The organism is Palleronia marisminoris (assembly GCF_900172315.1).
GTDB classification, from domain to species: Bacteria; Pseudomonadota; Alphaproteobacteria; order Rhodobacterales; family Rhodobacteraceae; genus Palleronia; species Palleronia marisminoris.
Genome location: NZ_FWFV01000004.1, coordinates 245,282 through 263,390 on the forward strand (window position 1 = coordinate 245,282; position 18,109 = coordinate 263,390).

General features: G+C 67.6%; 19 protein-coding genes. 8 read left to right on the forward strand and 11 right to left on the reverse strand.

All coding sequences use genetic code 11. The features are described from left to right. Window positions 1-2 precede the first annotated feature (2 nt). Both PAM7066_RS09150 and PAM7066_RS09155 read right to left on the reverse strand, forming a co-directional pair. Entirely contained in the window at window positions 3-1,172 is a 1,170-nt protein-coding gene (locus PAM7066_RS09150) for an aminotransferase class I/II-fold pyridoxal phosphate-dependent enzyme (protein ID WP_085853942.1), read from the reverse strand. 119 nt (window positions 1,173-1,291) lie between these two features. Next, the gene (locus PAM7066_RS09155) at window positions 1,292-2,617 is read right to left on the reverse strand and encodes an amidase (protein WP_085853852.1); all 1,326 of its coding nucleotides are present in this window, start codon (window positions 2,615-2,617) and stop codon (window positions 1,292-1,294) included. A 33-nt stretch (window positions 2,618-2,650) separates the two neighbouring features. On the opposite strand from PAM7066_RS09155, the gene PAM7066_RS09160 reads away from it, so the two are divergent. Beyond that, a complete protein-coding gene (locus tag PAM7066_RS09160) occupies window positions 2,651-3,895 on the forward strand; it encodes an FAD-dependent monooxygenase (protein ID WP_085853853.1) in 1,245 nt (414 codons plus the stop codon). On the opposite strand, the gene PAM7066_RS09165 is transcribed toward PAM7066_RS09160, so the two are convergent. The 4 genes from PAM7066_RS09165 to PAM7066_RS09180 all read right to left on the reverse strand — a co-directional run bounded on the left by PAM7066_RS09165 (window position 3,892) and on the right by PAM7066_RS09180 (window position 6,501). Further along, window positions 3,892-4,065 carry a Trm112 family protein gene (locus tag PAM7066_RS09165; RefSeq protein WP_085853854.1) on the reverse strand — a complete coding sequence of 58 codons (174 nt, stop codon included), beginning with the start codon at window positions 4,063-4,065 and terminating at the stop codon, window positions 3,892-3,894. The genes PAM7066_RS09160 and PAM7066_RS09165 overlap by 4 nt on opposite strands. Then, window positions 4,062-4,700: an LON peptidase substrate-binding domain-containing protein gene (locus tag PAM7066_RS09170; protein WP_085853855.1), complete on the reverse strand. Its 639-nt coding sequence runs from the start codon at window positions 4,698-4,700 to the stop codon at window positions 4,062-4,064. Before PAM7066_RS09170 ends, PAM7066_RS09165 begins: the two co-directional genes overlap by 4 nt. 27 nt (window positions 4,701-4,727) lie before the next feature. After that, window positions 4,728-5,651 carry a thioredoxin gene (gene trxA / locus PAM7066_RS09175; RefSeq protein ID WP_085853943.1) on the reverse strand — a complete coding sequence of 308 codons (924 nt, stop codon included), beginning with the start codon at window positions 5,649-5,651 and terminating at the stop codon, window positions 4,728-4,730. 67 nt (window positions 5,652-5,718) lie between these two features. Then, complete coding sequence (locus PAM7066_RS09180; protein WP_085853856.1) at window positions 5,719-6,501, reverse strand: exodeoxyribonuclease III; 783 nt, start codon at window positions 6,499-6,501, stop codon at window positions 5,719-5,721. A gap of 112 nt (window positions 6,502-6,613) precedes the next feature. Between PAM7066_RS09180 and PAM7066_RS09185 the strand changes: the two genes are divergently transcribed. Next, window positions 6,614-7,135, forward strand: a complete 522-nt coding sequence (locus tag PAM7066_RS09185) for a hypothetical protein (protein WP_085853857.1) — start codon at window positions 6,614-6,616, stop codon at window positions 7,133-7,135. Window positions 7,136-7,266: 131 nt separating this feature from the next. Here PAM7066_RS09185 and PAM7066_RS09190 read toward each other — a convergent pair whose 3' ends face one another. After that, a complete protein-coding gene (locus PAM7066_RS09190; RefSeq protein WP_085853858.1) occupies window positions 7,267-7,953 on the reverse strand; it encodes a response regulator transcription factor in 687 nt (228 codons plus the stop codon). A 140-nt stretch (window positions 7,954-8,093) separates the two neighbouring features. Here PAM7066_RS09190 and ribA point away from each other — a divergent pair, with 140 nt between their 5' ends. Both ribA and PAM7066_RS09200 read left to right on the forward strand, forming a co-directional pair. Next, entirely contained in the window at window positions 8,094-9,164 is a 1,071-nt protein-coding gene (ribA, locus tag PAM7066_RS09195; RefSeq protein WP_085853859.1) for a GTP cyclohydrolase II, read from the forward strand. Beyond that, complete coding sequence (locus PAM7066_RS09200) at window positions 9,161-9,652, forward strand: L,D-transpeptidase family protein (protein ID WP_085853860.1); 492 nt, start codon at window positions 9,161-9,163, stop codon at window positions 9,650-9,652. Before ribA ends, PAM7066_RS09200 begins: the two co-directional genes overlap by 4 nt. Here the strand turns inward: PAM7066_RS09200 and PAM7066_RS09205 are convergent. From PAM7066_RS09205 to PAM7066_RS09215, 3 genes are all read right to left on the reverse strand, one after another. Further along, on the reverse strand, window positions 9,649-10,302 hold the full coding sequence (locus tag PAM7066_RS09205) for a YggS family pyridoxal phosphate-dependent enzyme (RefSeq protein WP_085853861.1): 654 nt from the start codon (window positions 10,300-10,302) through the stop codon (window positions 9,649-9,651). The genes PAM7066_RS09200 and PAM7066_RS09205 overlap by 4 nt on opposite strands. 97 nt (window positions 10,303-10,399) lie before the next feature. Beyond that, a complete protein-coding gene (locus PAM7066_RS09210) occupies window positions 10,400-11,413 on the reverse strand; it encodes a porin (RefSeq protein WP_085853862.1) in 1,014 nt (337 codons plus the stop codon). 225 nt (window positions 11,414-11,638) lie between these two features. Beyond that, a complete protein-coding gene (locus PAM7066_RS09215; RefSeq protein ID WP_139214978.1) occupies window positions 11,639-11,935 on the reverse strand; it encodes a hypothetical protein in 297 nt (98 codons plus the stop codon). A 250-nt stretch (window positions 11,936-12,185) separates the two neighbouring features. Here PAM7066_RS09215 and PAM7066_RS09220 point away from each other — a divergent pair, with 250 nt between their 5' ends. Further along, window positions 12,186-12,650 carry a DUF3576 domain-containing protein gene (locus PAM7066_RS09220; RefSeq protein ID WP_090928854.1) on the forward strand — a complete coding sequence of 155 codons (465 nt, stop codon included), beginning with the start codon at window positions 12,186-12,188 and terminating at the stop codon, window positions 12,648-12,650. Here the strand turns inward: PAM7066_RS09220 and PAM7066_RS09225 are convergent. After that, window positions 12,629-13,870, reverse strand: a complete 1,242-nt coding sequence (locus tag PAM7066_RS09225; RefSeq protein ID WP_085853865.1) for a glycosyltransferase — start codon at window positions 13,868-13,870, stop codon at window positions 12,629-12,631. The two genes, PAM7066_RS09220 and PAM7066_RS09225, sit on opposite strands and share 22 nt — an antisense overlap. Window positions 13,871-13,999: 129 nt before the next feature. Between PAM7066_RS09225 and leuS the strand changes: the two genes are divergently transcribed. The 3 genes from leuS to holA are packed head-to-tail and all read left to right on the forward strand — an operon-like array spanning window position 14,000 to window position 18,100. Continuing rightward, the gene (gene leuS, locus PAM7066_RS09230) at window positions 14,000-16,552 is read left to right on the forward strand and encodes a leucine--tRNA ligase (protein WP_085853866.1); all 2,553 of its coding nucleotides are present in this window, start codon (window positions 14,000-14,002) and stop codon (window positions 16,550-16,552) included. Beyond that, window positions 16,539-17,084: an LPS assembly lipoprotein LptE gene (gene lptE / locus PAM7066_RS09235; RefSeq protein WP_085853867.1), complete on the forward strand. Its 546-nt coding sequence runs from the start codon at window positions 16,539-16,541 to the stop codon at window positions 17,082-17,084. The genes leuS and lptE overlap by 14 nt, the downstream gene beginning before the upstream one ends. Then, window positions 17,081-18,100: a DNA polymerase III subunit delta gene (gene holA, locus PAM7066_RS09240; RefSeq protein WP_085853868.1), complete on the forward strand. Its 1,020-nt coding sequence runs from the start codon at window positions 17,081-17,083 to the stop codon at window positions 18,098-18,100. Before lptE ends, holA begins: the two co-directional genes overlap by 4 nt. Window positions 18,101-18,109 lie beyond the last annotated feature (9 nt).

Sequence of the window (18,109 nt, forward strand, 5' to 3'; positions counted from 1 at the left end):
TCTTACTCATAAAGGCAGGCGCGGAGCTTCCCCAGCCCCTCCCGCACTTCGTCTTCGGTGGCGACCAACGCCACCCGCATGAACCCTGCGCCGGGGTTCTCCCCGCCCACCTCGCGGCTGAGATAGGCACCCGGCAACGCCCGGATGCCGGTATCCTGCCACAGCTTCAGCACCGCGGCCTCGCCATCCTCGACCGGCAGCCACAGAAAGAAGCCCGCCTGGGGCGGGACATAGCCCGGCACGTCGCCGAGGATCTCGTCGGCGGCGGCGAACTTGGTGACGTAGCGGGCGCGCGAGGCCTCCACATGCGCCTCGTCGGCCCAGGCGCGGGCGCTGACCGCCTGGATCGGGCCGGGCAGCGGCGCCCCCGCGAAGGCGCGCAATTGCTTGAGGCGCGCCATCGATTTCGGCCCGCCCGCCGCAAATCCCGATCGCAGGCCCGGCAGGTTCGACCGCTTGGACAGCGAGTGAAAGATCACCACCCGCTCGGGGTCGGCACCCATTTCGGCCGCGACCTCCATCACGCCCGTGGGCGGGGTGTCGCGATAGACCTCGGAATAGCACTCGTCGGCGAAGATGCGGAAATCGTGCTTCTCGGCCAAGGCCAGCAGGTCGCGCCAATAGCCGCGATCCGCCACGGCGCCCTGCGGGTTCGAGGGCGAGCAGATATAGGCGATCGCCGTGCGGTCCAGAACCTCGGGCGGCAGAGCGGTGTAGTCCGGCAGAAAACCGGTCTCGCGCGTGGCGGGGACGTAGATCGGCTCGGCCCCCATGGCGAGCGCGGCGACGGCATAGACCTGGTAGAAGGGGTTTGGCGTCAGCACGACAGGCCCATCCTCGGGGCAGAGCGCGACCGCCGCGTTGAACAGCCCCTCGCGCGTTCCGTTCAAGGGCAGGATCTGCGTGCTGCCATCAATTGTAACGCCATAGCGGCGGTGCAGCCAGGCAGAGATCTCGGCCTGGAGCGCGGGCGTGCCGTCATTGGCGGGGTAGCGGGCGAAGTCGCCCATGGCCTCGGCCAGCGTGTCGGCCAGGAAGGCAGGTGGATCGTGGCGCGGCTCGCCGATGGACATGTGCAGCACGGGGCCACCCGGCTCGTGATGATCGAGCAGAGCGCGCAAACGCGGAAATGCGTAGTCGGGCAGAGCCTCGAACCGCCTGGGGTACTGCATCATGTGCCTCAAATTCGGGGTCTTTTGCCCCATTGTTGGGACCAGCCTAGCGCGGGCACACCCGCATGGTCCAGAAAATGCCCCTCCCCTGGCGGTGACGCCCCGCTTGCCTGTGTCTTTTACGCAAGCGCCGATTCCACCGCCCGCCCGATTCGCAACAGCCGCGCCTCGGTCCGGGGCGGCGTCTGAAGCAGCAGGCCGACCGAGGGCGAGCCGGTCGGGATGGTCAGCCCCGGCAGGCCCATCAGGTTGCCGATCCGCGTGTTCCTGAGGGTCAGCAGGTTGCGCTCGACATAGAAGTCCGGCTCGGATTCCAGTCGCGCCTTTTCGGGCGGAAGGATGGGGCAGCTCGGCAAGAGCACGGCGTCGTAGCTGGCGGTTTCGCGCAGGTAGTCTGCCCGCAACTGGTCCAGCAGGGTCCGGGCGGCCACGTAGTCGGCGGCGCTGATTTCGCGGCCACTTCGGAACCGGTCGCGCACTTGGGCGAACATGAGGTCGGGCTGCGCTTCGATCACGTCGCGCCATGTGCCGTAGGCTTCGGCGGCGAAGAGGGTCGGCGACAGGGGCATCGCCCGCGCGACCGAGGGCGCTTCGCGACGCTCGATCCGGGCACCCGCGCGCGACAGGCGGTCCAGCGCGTCGTCGAAGGCGGCGCCGACCGTTCCCTCGAGCCCCTCCATCGCGACCGTCTCGAGCACCATGAAGCGCTTGCCCGCCAACGGCTCACCCGCAAGGTCGGGGGTCCGGCCGCCCATTGCGCCGAACAGCAGGGCGCAATCCTCGACACTGCGCCCAAGCGGCCCGAGCGTATCGAAGGACGGGCAAAGCGGCACCACCCCCGCCATCGGCAGGACCCCGTGCGTGGTCTTGAGCCCCACCAGGTCGTTCCACGCGGCCGGCACGCGCACCGAGCCGCCCGTGTCCGACCCGATGGCACCGGCCGAAAGCCCGAATGCCACCGAGGCCGCCGCGCCCGAGGATGAGCCGCCGGACACCGCCGCGGCATCGTTGACGCATGGTGGTGTCGCGGTCGACGGATTCAGCCCGAGGCCCGAGAAGGCCAGTTCGCTCATATGCGTCTTGCCGAGGCACACCAGACCCTCGGCCGACGCACGCCCCAGCACAGCCGCGTCCCGCGCCGGCACACGGCCCTCGAGCAGTCGGCTGCCGGCCTCGGTCGCGATCCCCGCCGTGTCGTAGAGGTCCTTCCAGGAGATCGGCACCCCGTCGAGCGGGCCCTTCCGCACCCCCGCCCGCGCACGTTTCCGGGCCGCCAGCGCCTCGGCGCGGGCGCGGTCGGGGGTGGTGCGGGCATAGATGCAGGAGGACAGGTCGTGGGCGTCGATGGCCGCCAGCATCGCCTCGGCCAGCTCCACCGGGTCAAGCCGCCCTGCTTCGATCCCGCGGCCGAGATCGGCGGCGCTTTTCCCTGTCCAGTCGCGCATGGCTTCCCTTTCCGTCTCGCGTCATGAGCGAGCATGGACAAAAACGCCGCTCGCGCCATAGTCCGGTTCATGGATTATGACGTCATCCTCGCCGGGGGCGGCCTCGCGGGCTCTGCCCTCGCTATCGCCCTGTCCCAATCTGGCCTGGCCGTGGCCCTTGTCGACCCCGTTCCCGCCACGACCCGCGGGGCCGAGGGCTTCGACGGCCGCAGCTACGCGCTGTCCATCGCCTCGCGCAACCTACTGGTCGCGATCGGCGTCTGGGGCGCCGTGTCGGACGACGCGCAGCCGATCCTCGACATCCGCATCTCGGACGGGCGCGCGGGTGAGGGGCCATCGCCCCTGACGCTGCATTTCGACCATGCCGAGATCGAGGAAGGCCCGATGGGCCACATGGTCGAGGACCGGCACCTGCGCCCCGCGCTGCTGGACGCCCTGGGGGACGTTACCCGGATCGAAGCGGGCGTGACGGCGCAAGAGCCGGGGCCGGCCAGCATCCGCGTGACGCTGACCACGGGCGAGACCCTGAGCGCCCGCGTCCTGATCGGCTGCGACGGCAAGCGCTCGGGCGTGGCGCAGCGGGCCGGCATCCGGCGCACGGGGTGGGACTACAGCCAGTCCGCGCTGGTCGCCGCGATCTCGCACGAGGGCGATCACGAGGGGGTGGCGCACCAGTTCTTCATGCCCGAGGGGCCGCTCGCCGTGCTGCCGCTGAAGGACAACCGCTCGTCCATCGTCTGGACCGAGCGGCGCGATCGGGCCGAGGCGATTACCGCCCTGCCGGACGAACAGTATCTGGACGTGCTGCGCCCCCGCTTCGGAAAGTTCCTAGGAGACATCGCGCTGGCCGGCGCCCGCTTCACCTATCCGCTGGGGCTTTCGGTCGCCAACCGCTTCGCCGCGCCGCGCGTGGCGCTGGCGGGCGACGCGGCCCACGCCGTGCACCCGATCGCGGGTCAGGGCCTGAATGCGGGGCTGAAAGACGTGGCTGCGCTGGCCGAGATATTGGTCGAGGCGAAGCGGCGCGGCGAGGATATTGGCCGGATCGACGTACTGGAGCGCTACGAGCGCTGGCGGCGCTTCGACGTGGCCACGCTGGCGCTCTCGACGGATGGAGTCAACCGGCTGTTCTCGAACGACAACCCTGCGCTGCGGCTGGCCCGCGACCTGGGCCTCGGAGTCGTCCAGCGACTGCCCGGCCTGCGCCGCGGGTTCATCCGCGAGGCGGCGGGCCTGACCGGGGACAACCCCAAGCTGCTGCAGGGGCGGCAGATCTAGTCGTCCAACACCCGCGCCTCGTCGCGCAGCATGATCGGGATGCCGTCGCGGATCGGATAGGCCAGGTTCGCCGCCTTCGAGACCAGCTCCTGCCGCTCGGCATCGTAGCTGAGCACGGCGTGGGTCTGGGGGCAGACGAGGGATTCCAGCATCTTGCGGTCGGCACTCATTGCAGCCTCTCGTCGCCGCCGCCCGCGAGGGCGAACTCGATCAGGGTCACCAGCGTCTCGCGTCGTGTTTCGAGTGTCGGCGCCTCGAGAAGCGCCTGCTTGTCCTCGGGCTCGAACGGGCAGAGCATCGACATCGCGTTGACCAGCAGCTCGTCCTCGGCCTCGCCAAGCGATTCCCAGTCGGTCTGCAGCTCTTCGGATTCGAAGTACCGCCCGAGCAGGCGCAGGAACCGCGTGCGGTCGAACTGCGGGTCCCTTTCGGCGGGGCCGAGGTCGCGCTCGAACCCGTCCCACGACGCGTCGCACATCCGGTAAGGCGTGAACCCCTCGACCTCTTCGCGGATGCGGTAGCGGGAGACTCCCGTCAGGGTCACCATGTAGCGCCCGTCCTCGGTCTCGCTGAGCGCTGTGAGGCGCCCGGCGCAGCCGATGCTGTGCAGACGCGGCTCGCCGCTTGGGACTTCGCGCGGCTGGACCATGCCGATCATCCGGTGAGACGTCTTCAGGCAGTCGTCGATCATCGCCAGGTAGCGCGGCTCGAAGATGTGCAGGGGCAGGCGCCCGCGCGGCAAAAGAAGCGCGCCGGGCAGCGGAAAGATCGGGATCGTCTGGGGAAGGTCCGCGGGGTGGAGCATGGAGGGGCAGTTAGCCCGCCCCCCAACTCAGGCAAATATCATCGACGACAGACGACGGCGACCTTTCAGCGCAATCGGATCCTTCGCCTGCAGCGCGTCGAAGATCGTCATCAGCTGGGTCCGGGCGGCACCCTCGTTCCACTCGCGATCCCGGCGGAAGAGTTCCAGCAACTGGTCCACCGCCTCTTCGGTCCGGCCCTTGACGTGCAGCGCCTGCGCATAGTCGAACCGCGCCTGGTGGTCCTCGGGATCGGCCTCGACCCTGGCGGCCAGCTCGTCCACCGGCCCGACGGCCGCGCCCTGCTTCGCCAGCTCGAGCTGCGCATGGGCGGCGTCGAGCTCGGGGGCCTTGGCGATCGAGGCATCGGCCCCGTTCAGGATCGCCTCGGCCTGCTCGAGGTCACCCATCGCGATCTGCGCGCGAACGAGGCCCGCATAGGCGCGCGCGTGGTTCGGCTCCTCGCCCAGAATCGCGGCGAAAGTCTGCGCCGCGTCCTCGGCCGCGCCCTGCTCCAGCATCTCTTCGGCCGCGGCGACGGCCTCGTCCAACCCGCCACCTTCGGCTTCGCCGCCGGCCTGAGCGATCAGGCGGTCGACGAAGGCCTTGATCTCGGATTGCGGCACGGCACCTTGGAAGCCGTCGACGGGCTGGCCCTTGTAGAAGGCATAGACCGTCGGGATCGACTGGATGCGCAGCTGCGCCGCGATCTGCTGGGCCTGGTCGACGTCGACCTTCACCATCTTCACCGCGCCCTTGGCCCCGCGCACCGCGTCCTCGAGCATCGGGCCCAGCGTCTTGCAGGGGCCGCACCATGGCGCCCAGAAGTCGACGATCACCGGGACCTCCTGGCTGGCCTCGACCACGTCGGCCATGAAGGTCGCCTCGGTCGTGTCCTTGATGAGGTCGTCACCCCCCGGCTGCGGCTGCCCGCCCATCAGATCGATCACCATGTCCATTCCCTCGCGATTCCGTGCGTTCGCGCCTGAAATGGGCCGCGCCGGCCCGTTCCGCAAGCCTTCAGAGGTCGAAGGTCGCGAAGACCGGCGCGTGGTCCGACGGCTTTTCCCAGCCGCGGGCGTGGCGCAGCACCCGGCTGGAATGGGCGGCGTTGGCGATGTCGGGCGAGGCCCAGACGTGATCCAGACGACGCCCCTTGTCCGCCGCGTTCCAGTCCTTGGCCCGGTAGGACCACCAGGAATAGAGCTTGCCGTCGGGGATATCCTTGCGCGTCACGTCGACCCAAGCCCCGGCCTCCTGCGTCTCACCCAGCTGCGCGACCTCGACGGGCGTGTGGCTGACGACCTTCAGGAGCTGCTTGTGCGACCAGACGTCGTCCTCGCGCGGGGCGATGTTCAGGTCGCCCACCAGGATCGACCGCTCGGGGCGCTCGGCCCGGAAGGCGTCGCGCATCGCGGTCAGATAGTCGAGCTTCTGGCCGAACTTCTCGTTCACCTCGCGGTCGGGCACATCGCCGCCGGCGGGCACGTAGTAGTTGTGGACGATCACCCCATTCCCCAGCCGGGCCGAGACATGGCGCGCATGGCCCAGGTCGGCGTGGTCGAAGGCGCTGACCTCCTCGATCGGCTCCTTCGTCAGGATCGCGACGCCGTTATAGCCTTTTTGCCCACGCGCGACGATATTGCCGTAGCCGAGTTCGGCGAAGGAGGGCAGCTTCTCGATCGGCGACTTGCACTCCTGCAGGCACAGGACGTCGGGCGATTCCTCGCGCAGCAGGTGCTCGACGAGGCCCGCGCGCAGGCGGACGGAGTTGATGTTCCAGGTGCAGATGGTGAAGGGCATGATCTCTCCTCGGCCGGCCGGCCCCTCCTATCCCCGAAGTGACCGATTGTCACCGGAACGCGTCGTCCGGGCCGCGGGTTGGTTCCGGAGAATTTCGCAAAAGGAGAAACCCATGCGCCATGCGCTGACAGCTCTTGCCTTCGCCCTGCCCCTTCCCGCCCTCGCGCAGGACCCCGCCACCGTGGGCGCGATGAGCGGCACGCTCGACGGCATCCAGGTGTCGTACGTCATCGCCGACGGCGAAGGTGCCGACACCTCGTGGCAGGAGACGGACGAGGGGATCGCGGTGTCCCTGACCGCCTATCCGTCCGACAGCCCGATGGACGACGCCAACGAGGTGACGTTCACCTTCATCGCCGATACCGCCAGCCGCAACCCCGAGCTGCTGCGGGGCGAAATGGCGTTGAACCGGGATGGTGAAACGCTGACGGCCACGGACGAGGCGATCAACCTCGACCTCGACAACCTGGAGGTTTCAGGCGACTCGCTCGTGCTGACAGGGAACATCCGCGCCACGCTCAGCGCGGGCGAAGAGGACGTGACCGTGGTAGCCGAAGAAGGCACGACCCTGTCGGCCGACCTCCAGGCAACGATCCTTCGAACCGACGATTCGGACAGCGCGTCCGGCTCGTGAGAAGAAAGACCGCTCCGGGCCCGCCCTTCGCGTGAGGGTCGGGGCCGGAAGCGGGCTGGTTGATCAGCGGGTCACCGCGCAGAAACGACGCGCGTCGGGGTTCGCGCGTGATCGACGACTCGCCCCCTGTTTCAGATCGACAGGCGATACCCGCCCGTTTCGGTGACCAGAAGGCGAGCGTTCGAGGGATCGGGCTCGATCTTCTGGCGCAGGCGGTAGATGTGCGTCTCGAGCGTGTGAGTCGTCACGCCCGCGTTGTATCCCCAGACCTCGTGCAGCAGCACGTCCCGCGGAACGACGCCGTCGGGCGCGCGGTAGAGGAACTTCAGGATGTTCGTTTCCTTCTCGGTCAGCCGGATCTTGCGGTCCGCCTCATCCACGAGCGTCTTCTGCGCGGGGCGGAAGGAATAGGGCCCGAGCTGGAAGATCGCATCCTCGGACTGCTCGTGCTGACGAAGCTGCGCACGAATCCGGGCCAGGAGGACAGGAAACTTGAACGGCTTGGTCACGTAGTCGTTCGCGCCGGCGTCGAGACCGAGGATCGTGTCGGCGTCGCTGTCATGACCGGTCAGCATGATGATCGGGCATTTCACCCCTTGGCGACGCATCAGCTTGCAAAGCTCGCGACCGTCATTGTCGGGCAGCCCGACGTCGAGGATGACCAGGTCGTAATGACCCGCGCGGGCACGCTCCATCGCGTGTGCGGCCGAATCGGCTTCGAACACGTCGAAATCCTCGGTCATCACGAGTTGCTCGCTGAGAGCCTCGCGCAAGTCGTCGTCGTCATCGACCAGCAGAATTTTCTTCAATTGGCTCATCTTACCCTCCGTGCGGACCCAACGCGCAAATGTGAACGTGGTTCAAACCGCTCAAGGTCTGCGACAGAGTTTCACACGAGCGTTACGACGACTGACGGTTCTGTTTCACATTTACGGCGCCGCACCCTATTTCCGGCGCGATGGATGCGCTTTTCCCCTCTCTGCCCGAACTCGTCTCCCGCGCGCGCGCCGATCTGCGCATCGGGCTGCCCATCGTCGTCGAGGATGGCCAGACGCGCGCCCTCGTCGCCGCGGCCGAAGCACTGTCGGCGCCGCGCCTGTCTGCCATGGTCGCGCACGGGACGGCCGAGCTGGCGCTGACCCATCGGCGGGCCGAGACGCTGAAGATCCGCCTCTACGATGGCGACCTTGTCCGCCTGCCCCTCTCGCCCGACCTACGGCCCGCGGATCTGCAGGCGATGATCGACCCGGCCGGGGACCTCTCGACCCCGATGAAGGGTCCGTTCAACGCTCGTCGCGAGGGATCGGCGACCTTGGCGCGTGCGGGCCTCGCGCTGGCGAAGTCGGCGCGCATCCTGCCCGCCGTGGTGGTCCGGCCCGTGGCGCAGGCACCGGCTATGCTGACGCGTGTCCCCATCGACGCGATTGCGCCCCAGACGCCGGCGCGGCTGGCATCTGTCATCAACGCGCGCCTGCCGATCGCCGCCACAATCGACGCGCGACTGCACATTTTCCGCCCGAACGATGGCGGAGAAGAGCATTACGCCGTCGAAATCGGCCGCCCCGACCGCAGCAACCCTGTGCTGGCGCGGCTGCATTCGGCGTGCTTCACCGGCGACGTGCTAGGGTCGCTGAAATGCGACTGTGGGCCGCAGCTGAACACCGCCCTCGAAGCGATGGCCGCCGCCGGAAGCGGTATCCTTCTGTACCTGAACCAGGAGGGGCGCGGCATCGGCCTCGCCAACAAGGTGCGCGCCTATGCGTTGCAGGACCAGGGGTTCGACACGGTCGAGGCGAACCACCGGCTGGGCTTCGACGATGACGAGCGCGATTTCGGGCTGGGTGCCGCCCTGCTGCGCGAAATGGACGTGGGGCAGGTTCGGTTGATGACGAACAACCCCCGCAAGGTCGCGCAGCTTCAGGCCGAAGGGATCGACGTGGTCGAGCGCGTCCCCCTCTGGGTCGGCGAAACCCGGTTCAACCGCGACTACCTGCGCATCAAATCCGAGAAATCGGGGCACATCACATGACGCCGGACGACCTGACCCTGACGCCGACCGGTTTGCGTTTCGCGGGCCGCCGCATCCCCTGCACCATCGGCCGCGGCGGAATCACGGACGCCAAGCGTGAAGGCGACGGCGCCACGCCGCGCGGGGTGCACCGGGTCTCAGGTGTGCTCTATCGCCCGGACCGCATCGTGCCCCCCGTTTCCTGGGCGGTGCCGATCGGCCCGCGGGACATCTGGTCGGACGACCCCACGGATCCGGAATACAACCACATGACGCGGTCGCCCTCGACCTTCGGGCACGAGCGTCTGCGGCGCGCCGATCCGCTATATGATCTGGTGATCCTGACAGACTGGAACTGGCCCGACGCAGAGCCGGGGCGCGGGTCTGCGATCTTCCTGCACCGCTGGCGCCGCCCCGGCTATCCGACCGAAGGCTGCGTGGCCATGGCCCCCGCCGATCTGAACTGGGTCGCCCGCCGACTGACACTGGACACACGCCTGATCGTCTAGGGCGTCGGCCGGTCTCCGAAGATGGCCGAGCCGACACGGATGCACGTCGCGCCAAGGGCGATCGCGGTCTCGAAATCCGCGCTCATCCCCATCGAGAGACCGTCGAGCCCGTTCCGCTCGGCGATCTTGCGCAGCAGCGCGAAGTGCAGGCTCGGGTCGTCGTCCACGGGCGGGATGCACATGAGACCGCGCAGGGGCAGGTCCATCTTGCGACATTCGTCGATGAAGGCATCGGCCTCCCGCGGGAGGATGCCCGCTTTCTGATCCTCCTCGCCCGTATTCACCTGAACATAGAGGTCCGGACACTGCCCGATCTCATGCGCCATGCGGGCCAGCGCGGTGGCCAGCTTGGGCCGATCGAGCACCTGGATCACGTCGAACAGTTCCATTGCGGCGCGGGCCTTGTTCGTTTGCAGCGGCCCGATGAGATGAAGCCGCACATCGCCGAAGCGCTCGCGGAAGCCCGGCCATTTGCCCTGTGCTTCCTGGACACGGTTCTCGCCGAAGACGCGGTGGCCTTCCTCCAACACCGACTCGACACGCGCGTCGGGTTGCATTTTGGACACAGCGACCAGTTCGATCGCATCCATCGACCGCCCGGCCTTCTCGGCGGCGGCCTGGGCGCGCTGGTGAATGTCGGCAAGGGACATGGCGATCCTCCTTCCGCGCTGTTTCTGCCGAAGGGGCGCGCAAAAGAAAAGGGCGGCTCCGAAGAGCCGCCCGATCCGTGCATCCGATCCGGGTGGATCAGAAGGCCATCGCGATACCGAACGAGTAGGTCGAGAAGTCGTCGTCGCCGTCGTCGCTGTGGCCGTAGCCGGCCTGCAGCTGGGCGCCACCGCCAAGGTCGTAGTTCACGACAACGCCGTAGCCGTCTTCGTCTTCTCCGTCGTCGTAGTCGAACGTGCCGTAGTTGGCGGCGATCAGGAACGCATCCCACTCGTAGCCGATGGCCAGCCCGAGGTGGTCGTAGTCGCCACCCAGGTCGTCGTCGTAGTGCGAGTAGTTGATGATGCCCTGAATGCCATTGTCCATCTTGGCCGAGAGGCTCGCGCCGACGATCGAGCCGTCAGCGCTTTCCCCGTCATCGGCAACGTCCGCACCGGTTTGGTAGCCGAGGCCGGCACCGAAAGTGACACCAGCGAACTCGCCGTTGTAACGGGCACCGAGGCCGAGGATGGGATCATCGCCGTCGCCATCGTCGTCGTCGTCCAGCTCGGCCGAAGCCGCAACGCCGAAGTCGCCGAAGGCGTACTCGTAACGAGCGATCTGACCGTCATAGGTACCGTCGAGACCAGCGTTGCCGTTGTAGCCGGCATGCTCGTGGTCGTCGCGGAGCGAGCCGCCGATGATGGCTTCTTCCAGCGCCCAGTCGAAGCCGCCGTCGGTGTCGCCCATGGTCAGGCGGCCGTAGGCGCCATCCACGAAGATCACGATGCCGCCGTCGTCCGAGTCGTCGCCAGTCGCGGGGAAGATGACGCCGTCATCATCGCCTTCGTCGTCGCGATTGATGTTGATCACGTCATCCAGGTCGACTTCGGCGCCGAACGCGAGGCCGGCATCGGTTTCACCGGCCATGGTGAAGATGACGTCGACGTCCGTGTGGAACTGCAGGTCTCCGTCATTTTCGTCTTCGTCGGCGAAGATGTCCGAGCTGGCGCCGAACACGCCCATTTCGGCCGTACCCGAGACGTTCACTTCCGCGAAGGCAAAGGTCGTCGAAGCGACCAGCGCCGTCGAGGCAAGAAGAAACTTTTCCATGTTATCCCTCATGATCTTTTTTCCAGCCCCAAGGGTGGTCACCTCGTGGGCACAAGGCTGGAATGACGCTTTTCCCCCCTTGCCTCAAGCGAGCGTCGGCGACCGGGGACATGAGGGCATGAATTGGTGCAGCCGTGCCACACCGCCTTCAGCCGGGCACTTCCGAGATGCAAGAAGGGCCGCCCGAAAGGGCGGCCCTCGTAGTCGAATGCCAGAAGCTGGTGATCAGTCCTGAATCAGCGCTTCGATGTTCTGGCACTTGTCCTGGTTGCTCTCCTCGGAGCCCGACTGGATGATGATGCCCGAAACCTGCGCCAGGGTCAGGTTCATCATGTCTTCTTCTTCCACGTCGACATTGCAGTCAGCGAGAGCGTCCTGAAGGCGCTGCTGCATCATGGTCATGCCTTCGTCTTCGACCATGTGCTGCTCGGCAAAGGCGGCCGGGGCGGCGATGAGGGCGGCGGCGGTAAGGGTGGCAATGCGCTTCATTGATAGTCCTTTCAATTCGACTGTCGTTGTCATGGCCCGATCGGGCCGGATACTCGCACAACTCGGGCAATGTCGCCCTTTGCCGGCGACACCCTGGAAACTCGCAATCTGGCCGGACGAGTGGTTCGTCCAAACGACGGCAGGTTGAATCGTGTCCGATCGGCCCGCCGTTTCGCAAATCGCTTGAGCCACCAACAAGGAGTTCGCGGATTTGGTTCCTTGCCGGACGCCGATGCCTCGGATACTCACGGGATCACGTTCACGGCAGAAGGTATACGGACCCATGCGCGCACCCACGACGATCCGCCTCGCCGGCGCGGCTTGCCTGTTGGCCCTCCTGTCCGCCTGCTCGGACCGAGAGGCGAACCTCGAGCAACGCGCCCTGCTCGATCGCGGCGCGGAAGAGCGCGAGACAGTCTTCGACCTGTTCCAGAGCGACGATCCGAACCGCACCGTCGAGGTGAACAAGTATATCTGGCGCGCCTCGCAGGAGGTTCTGGATTTCCTCCCGCTCGAGACCGCCGACCCCTTCACCGGCGTGCTGTCCTACGGCTACGGCCGCCCGCCCGGCGGCGGTCAGGCCTATCGCGCGACGGTCTACGTGCAGGACCCGGCGCTCGAGGCACGCTCGCTGAACGTGGCCCTCGCCACCCAGGGCGGCCCGGTCAACGCCGCCACCGCGCAAGCGGTCGAGAACGCGATCCTCACCCGCGCCCGTCAGCTCCGTCAGGCCGAAGAGCGGCTCTGAGCCTCGATCCACCGGAACTGGGCGGGCAGGCAGACGCGCTGCAGGTCGTAATCCTGCACCGCCCTCTGCCGCGCCGCCTGGCCTAGCGCTATGCGTTCAGCGGGATCGTCCATCAGCCGATCCACCAGCGCGACCATGCGCTGCCCGTCGAAGAAGTCGAACAGCAGCCCGTTTTCGCCGTCGCGGATCGCCTCGCGCACGGGAGCGGTATCGCTTGCGACAATGGCGCAGCCTGCGCTCATCGCCTCGATCAGTGACCAGCTGAGCACGAACGGGTATGTCAGATAGACATGCACCCGGCTGACCTGCAGCAGCCGGGTGAAGTCCTCGCGCCCGATCCGGCCGGTGAAATGCACCCGCGCCCAGTCCGCGTCGGGGATGCGGTCGCGCACCTCGTCCAGCAGCGCCTGCTTCCAGCTGCCCCCACTCGCGGGCGGCGTGCCATAGCTGACACCGTCCTCGCCCACGATCACCACCCGCGCCTGCGGCCTGGCGCGCAAAAGATCCGGCAGAGCGCGCATGAAGACGTGGAAGCCTCGGTAGGGCTCCAGGTTGCGATTGACGAAGGTGACGATCTCTTCGCCTGGGCGGAACGTGCCGTGACCGGGCAGCGTCAACTCCGCTCGGGCGTCCGGACGGATTGCGTCGGTGTCGATCCCGTCGAACGCCACCGAGATCTTCCGGCGCAGCTCGGGCGGGTGCATCTCGGCCTGCCAATGCGTCGGCGTGATCGCCGCATCCGCTGTTTCCAGCTGCAACCGCATCGCCAGGTTCTTCATCTCGACCCGGGCGCTGCGACCGATCTCCGGCCCTGCGAGCTCGGGATCGAAGCCGATATCGGCCCCCTCGGCTTGATAGAAGAACTCGGCGAAGACGCCGATCCGAGCGCCGGGCCAGACGTGGCGCAGGAACAGCGCCTCGCCCCAGCCGGAATGAGCGACGATCACGTCCGGGTTCAGCCCCCGCGCTTTCAGCGCCTCGCAGGCGCGGAACACGGTCGCGCCCCGGTCCACCGCGCTGTCGAAAGTGCTCGACCACGGGTGCAGCTTGCGACCCTCGGGCGTGTCGTAGCGATAGGCGATGACCTCGACACCGCGCCAGCGGGTGCTTTCCTCGAACCGGCTCGTAAGGGCGACGACCCTGTGTCCGGCCGCGGCCAGCGCCGGGGCGAGGTGGGCGAACTGGCCCGGGAAGTTCTGATGCAGGAACAGGATGACCATGGGCACCTTCGTCTTGACCGCAGGCTGAATGCCGCAGAATTGCGGCGATGGTAAGGGCCGCGGGCTGGACCCGCCCCGGCGCGACACCTATCAAGGCGCGCGACACAAGACACCTCGGACAGGACGCCCATGGCCCGCTACGACGCCGCCCAGATCGAACAGAAATGGCAGAAGGCCTGGAGCGAGGCCGGCTGCTTCACCGCCCGCCGCGACGACACCAAGCCGAAATACTACGTGCTCGAGATGTTCCCCTACCCGTCGGGGAACCTGCATATCGGCCACGTCCGCAATTACACGATGGGCGACGTGGTCGCGCGCTACAAGATGTCCACCGGCCACGCGGTCCTGCACCCGATGGGCTGGGACGCGTTCGGACTTCCGGCCGAGAACGCCGCGATGGAGCGCAAGGTCCATCCCGGCGACTGGACCTACCAGAACATCGCCAACATGAAGGCGCAGTTCGCGCGCCTTGGCCTGACGCTGGACTGGAGCCGCGAGTTCGCCACCTGCGACCCCGAATATTACGGCCAGCAGCAGGCGATGTTCATCGACTTCCTGGAAAAGGGCCTCGTCTATCGCAAGAACGCCGTGGTGAACTGGGACCCGGTGGACATGACCGTGCTGGCCAACGAGCAGGTCGAGGACGGGCGCGGCTGGCGATCCGGCGCGCTTGTCGAACGGCGCGAGCTGACGCAGTGGTTCTTCAAGATCTCGGACTATGCCGAGGATCTGCTGGAGGCGCTCGACCGGCTGGAGAACTGGCCGGACAAAGTTCGCACGATGCAGAAGAACTGGATCGGGCGGTCGCGCGGCCTGCAGTTCGCCTTCGATCTCTCGGATCGGGACGACAAGGTCGAGGTCTATACCACGCGCCCCGACACGTTGCTGGGCGCCAGCTTCGTCGGCATCTCTCCCGACCACCCGCTGGCCCGCGAACTGGAAGCGAGCAACCCCGACCTCGCCGCCTTCAACGCCGAATGCCGCAAGATGGGCACCGCCGAGGAGGAACTGGAGAAGGCCGAAAAGCGCGGCTTCGACACCGGCCTGAAGGCGCGCCACCCGCTCGACCCTTCGTGGGAACTGCCGGTCTACGTCGCGAACTTCATCCTGATGGATTACGGCACCGGCGCGATCTTCGGCTGCCCTGCCCATGACCCGCGCGACCTGGAATTCGCCCGCAAGTACGATCTGCCGGTGAAGTCCACCTTCGTGCCGATGAACGGGCCTCACACCGCGCCCGAGGACAAGGGCGAGCCCTTCGTGCCGCCCAAGACCGAGACCGTGCGCTACACCCGCATCGTCGCCGGCGCCGCCGAGCAAACTGGCGACGCCGCCATCGACGCCGCCATCGACCGCGCTGAATCCGAAGGCTGGGGCCAGGGCGTCACCAAGTTCCGCCTGCGCGACTGGGGCCTCTCGCGGCAGCGCTACTGGGGCTGTCCGATCCCGGTCCTCCATTGCGACGCCTGCGGCGTGGTGCCCGAGAAGAAGGAAAACCTGCCCGTCGAGCTGCCCCGCGACGTCGATTTCGACACGCCCGGCAACCCGCTCGACCGGCACCCGACCTGGCGCGATGTGCCCTGCCCGCAATGCGGCGGGGCGGCGAAGCGCGAGACGGACACGATGGACACCTTCGTCGATTCGTCCTGGTACTACGCCCGCTTCACCTCGCCCGGGGCGACTACGCCCACCGACGCGGGCGAGGCCGACTACTGGATGAATGTCGACCAGTATATCGGCGGGGTCGAGCACGCGATCCTGCACCTGCTCTATTCCCGCTTCTTCGCCCGCGCGATGCACGCCTGCGGCCACCTGCCCGCCAGCGCGATCGAGCCTTTCGACGCGCTCTTCACCCAAGGCATGGTCACGCACGAGATCTACCAGACCGAGGACGCCACGGGCCGCAAGACCTACTACCTGCCGTCCGAGGTCGAGCGGCGCGAAGGCGGCGCGTTCCTGAAGGACGGGACGCAGGTTCAGGTCATCCCTTCGGCCAAGATGTCCAAGTCCAAGCGCAACGTTGTCGACCCGGTCGAGATCATCGACCGCTTCGGCGCCGACACCGCGCGCTGGTTCGTCCTGTCCGACTCGCCCCCCGAGCGGGACGTCGAATGGACCGAAGCCGGGGCCGAGGCCGCGTCCAAGCACCTCGCCCGCGTCTGGCGGATCGCCGAGGGCGCGCGTGACGCGCCCGAGACCGGGGGCGATGACGAGACCCTCCTGCGCGAGATGCACAAGGCGATCCACGACGTGACGGTTAACATCGAGAGCTTCGGCTTCAACGCCGCAATCGCGCGCCTTTATGCCTTCGCCAACACGCTGTCGAAGTCGCAGGCCGGCCGGCAGGCGCAGGTGAAGGCCGCGCGCACCCTCGCGCAGCTCATGGCGCCGATGACCCCGCATTTGTCCGAGGAGCTCTGGCGGATGCTGGGCGGCGAGGGTCTGGTGACCACGGCCGCGTGGCCCAAGGCCGACCCCGCGATGCTGGTCGAGGACGAGGTCACCATGCCGATCCAGGTCAACGGCAAGCGCCGGGACGAAATCCGCGTGGCCAAGGACGCGCCGAAGCACCAGGTCGAGGCCCTCGCGCTGGCGAGTGACGCCGTGCAACGCCAGCTTGCCGGTGCTACACCGAAGAAGGTGATCGTCGTGCCGGGGAAGATCGTGAATGTCGTCGTCTAGGACAAGCTGGTCGCGCCGGGGGCTGCTCGCAGCCCTCGTCGCCCTGCCCGCCTGCGGGTTCCGCCCGGTCTATGGGCCGAACGGCGCGGCGGCGGGCCTGACCGGAGAGATCCTGGTGGACACCCCGGTGGACGAGGCCGGCTACGCGCTGTTCACCCAGCTCGAGGAACGGCTGGGCCAGCCGGTTTCTCCGCGCTATCGGCTGGCGGCCGACGTGCAGATCTCGAACCGCAACCTCGGGCGCACGAATGACAACGCCGTCGCCCGTCGACAACTTACCGGAAGCGTCACCTACAGCCTGATCGACATGGAGACCGGCGCAGTGCTGCGCCGCCATTCCTTGTCGAGCTTTACCGGCTACAGTTCGCCGCTCGTCGACGATGACATCACGCCCCAACCAGGCGAGCCTTACGTGGGCAGCTATGTCTCGATCAGCGAGGCGAGGCGCGACGCGGGCGAACGCCTTATGACCATCCTCGCCGACAAGATCGTCGCCGACCTTCTGGCGACAGCACCCGCCTGGCGCACATGAAGCTGTCGGCCCGCGACGCCAACGCCTGGATCGCCAAGCCGCCCCAGGCCAGCCCCGCGACCCTGATCTACGGCGAAGACGGGATGCGCGTGGCACTGAAGCGGCAGGATCTCGTGCGCAACATCGCCGGCCCCACCGCCGATGACGAGATGCGCCTCAGCCGCATTTCGGGCGCCGATCTGCGCAAGGACAAGTCGCTGCTTGCGGACGCGGTGAAGGCGCAGGGGTTCTTTCCGGGGCCCCGCGTCGCGCTGCTGGAAGACGCGAACCAGCACAATGCCGACCAGATCACCGCCGCGCTGAAGGACTGGCAGCCGGGCGACGCGCATATGGTGGTCACCTGCGGCTCGCTGAAACCCACCTCGCCCATCCGCAAGACGTTCGAGAAGCATCCCACGGCCGGCTGCATCGCCGTCTACGACAACCCGCCCGACCGGGCCGAAATCGGTGGCTGGATCAGCGAGGCAGGTCTGAAGCCCGACCGCGACGGAACTGGGGCGATCCATGCAATGGCGCAGGACCTTGCCCCGGGCGACCTGAAGCAGGTGATCGGCAAGCTCGCGCTCTACAAGCATGGCGATGGCAGCCCCCTGACGGCGGACGAGGTCGCCGCCTGCGCCCCCGCCTCGACCGAGGCCGACCTGGACGATGTGCTGAACGCTGCCGCCGACGGGCGTGCGGCCGAGATCGGGCCGATCCTGTCGCGGCTCGAGGCGCAGGGGGCGCAGCCCGTCGCGCTCGCCATTGCCGCGATGCGCCACTGGCGCACGCTTCACGCGGTGGCCGCCGATCCCGGGGGCCCGGGCTCGGGTATCGGCAAGTTGCGCCCGCCGCTTTACGGTCCGCGCCGGGACGCTATCCAGCGGCAGGCAACACGGATCGGCCTGCACCGGCTGGAGGAGTCGCTGCAGATCCTCATCGACACCGACCTGACGCTGCGATCCACGGCCAAGGCGCCCCAAATGGCCCTGATGGAACGCGCCTTGATTCGCCTGTCGATGATGGCGCGCAGGTAGTGCCTGCGG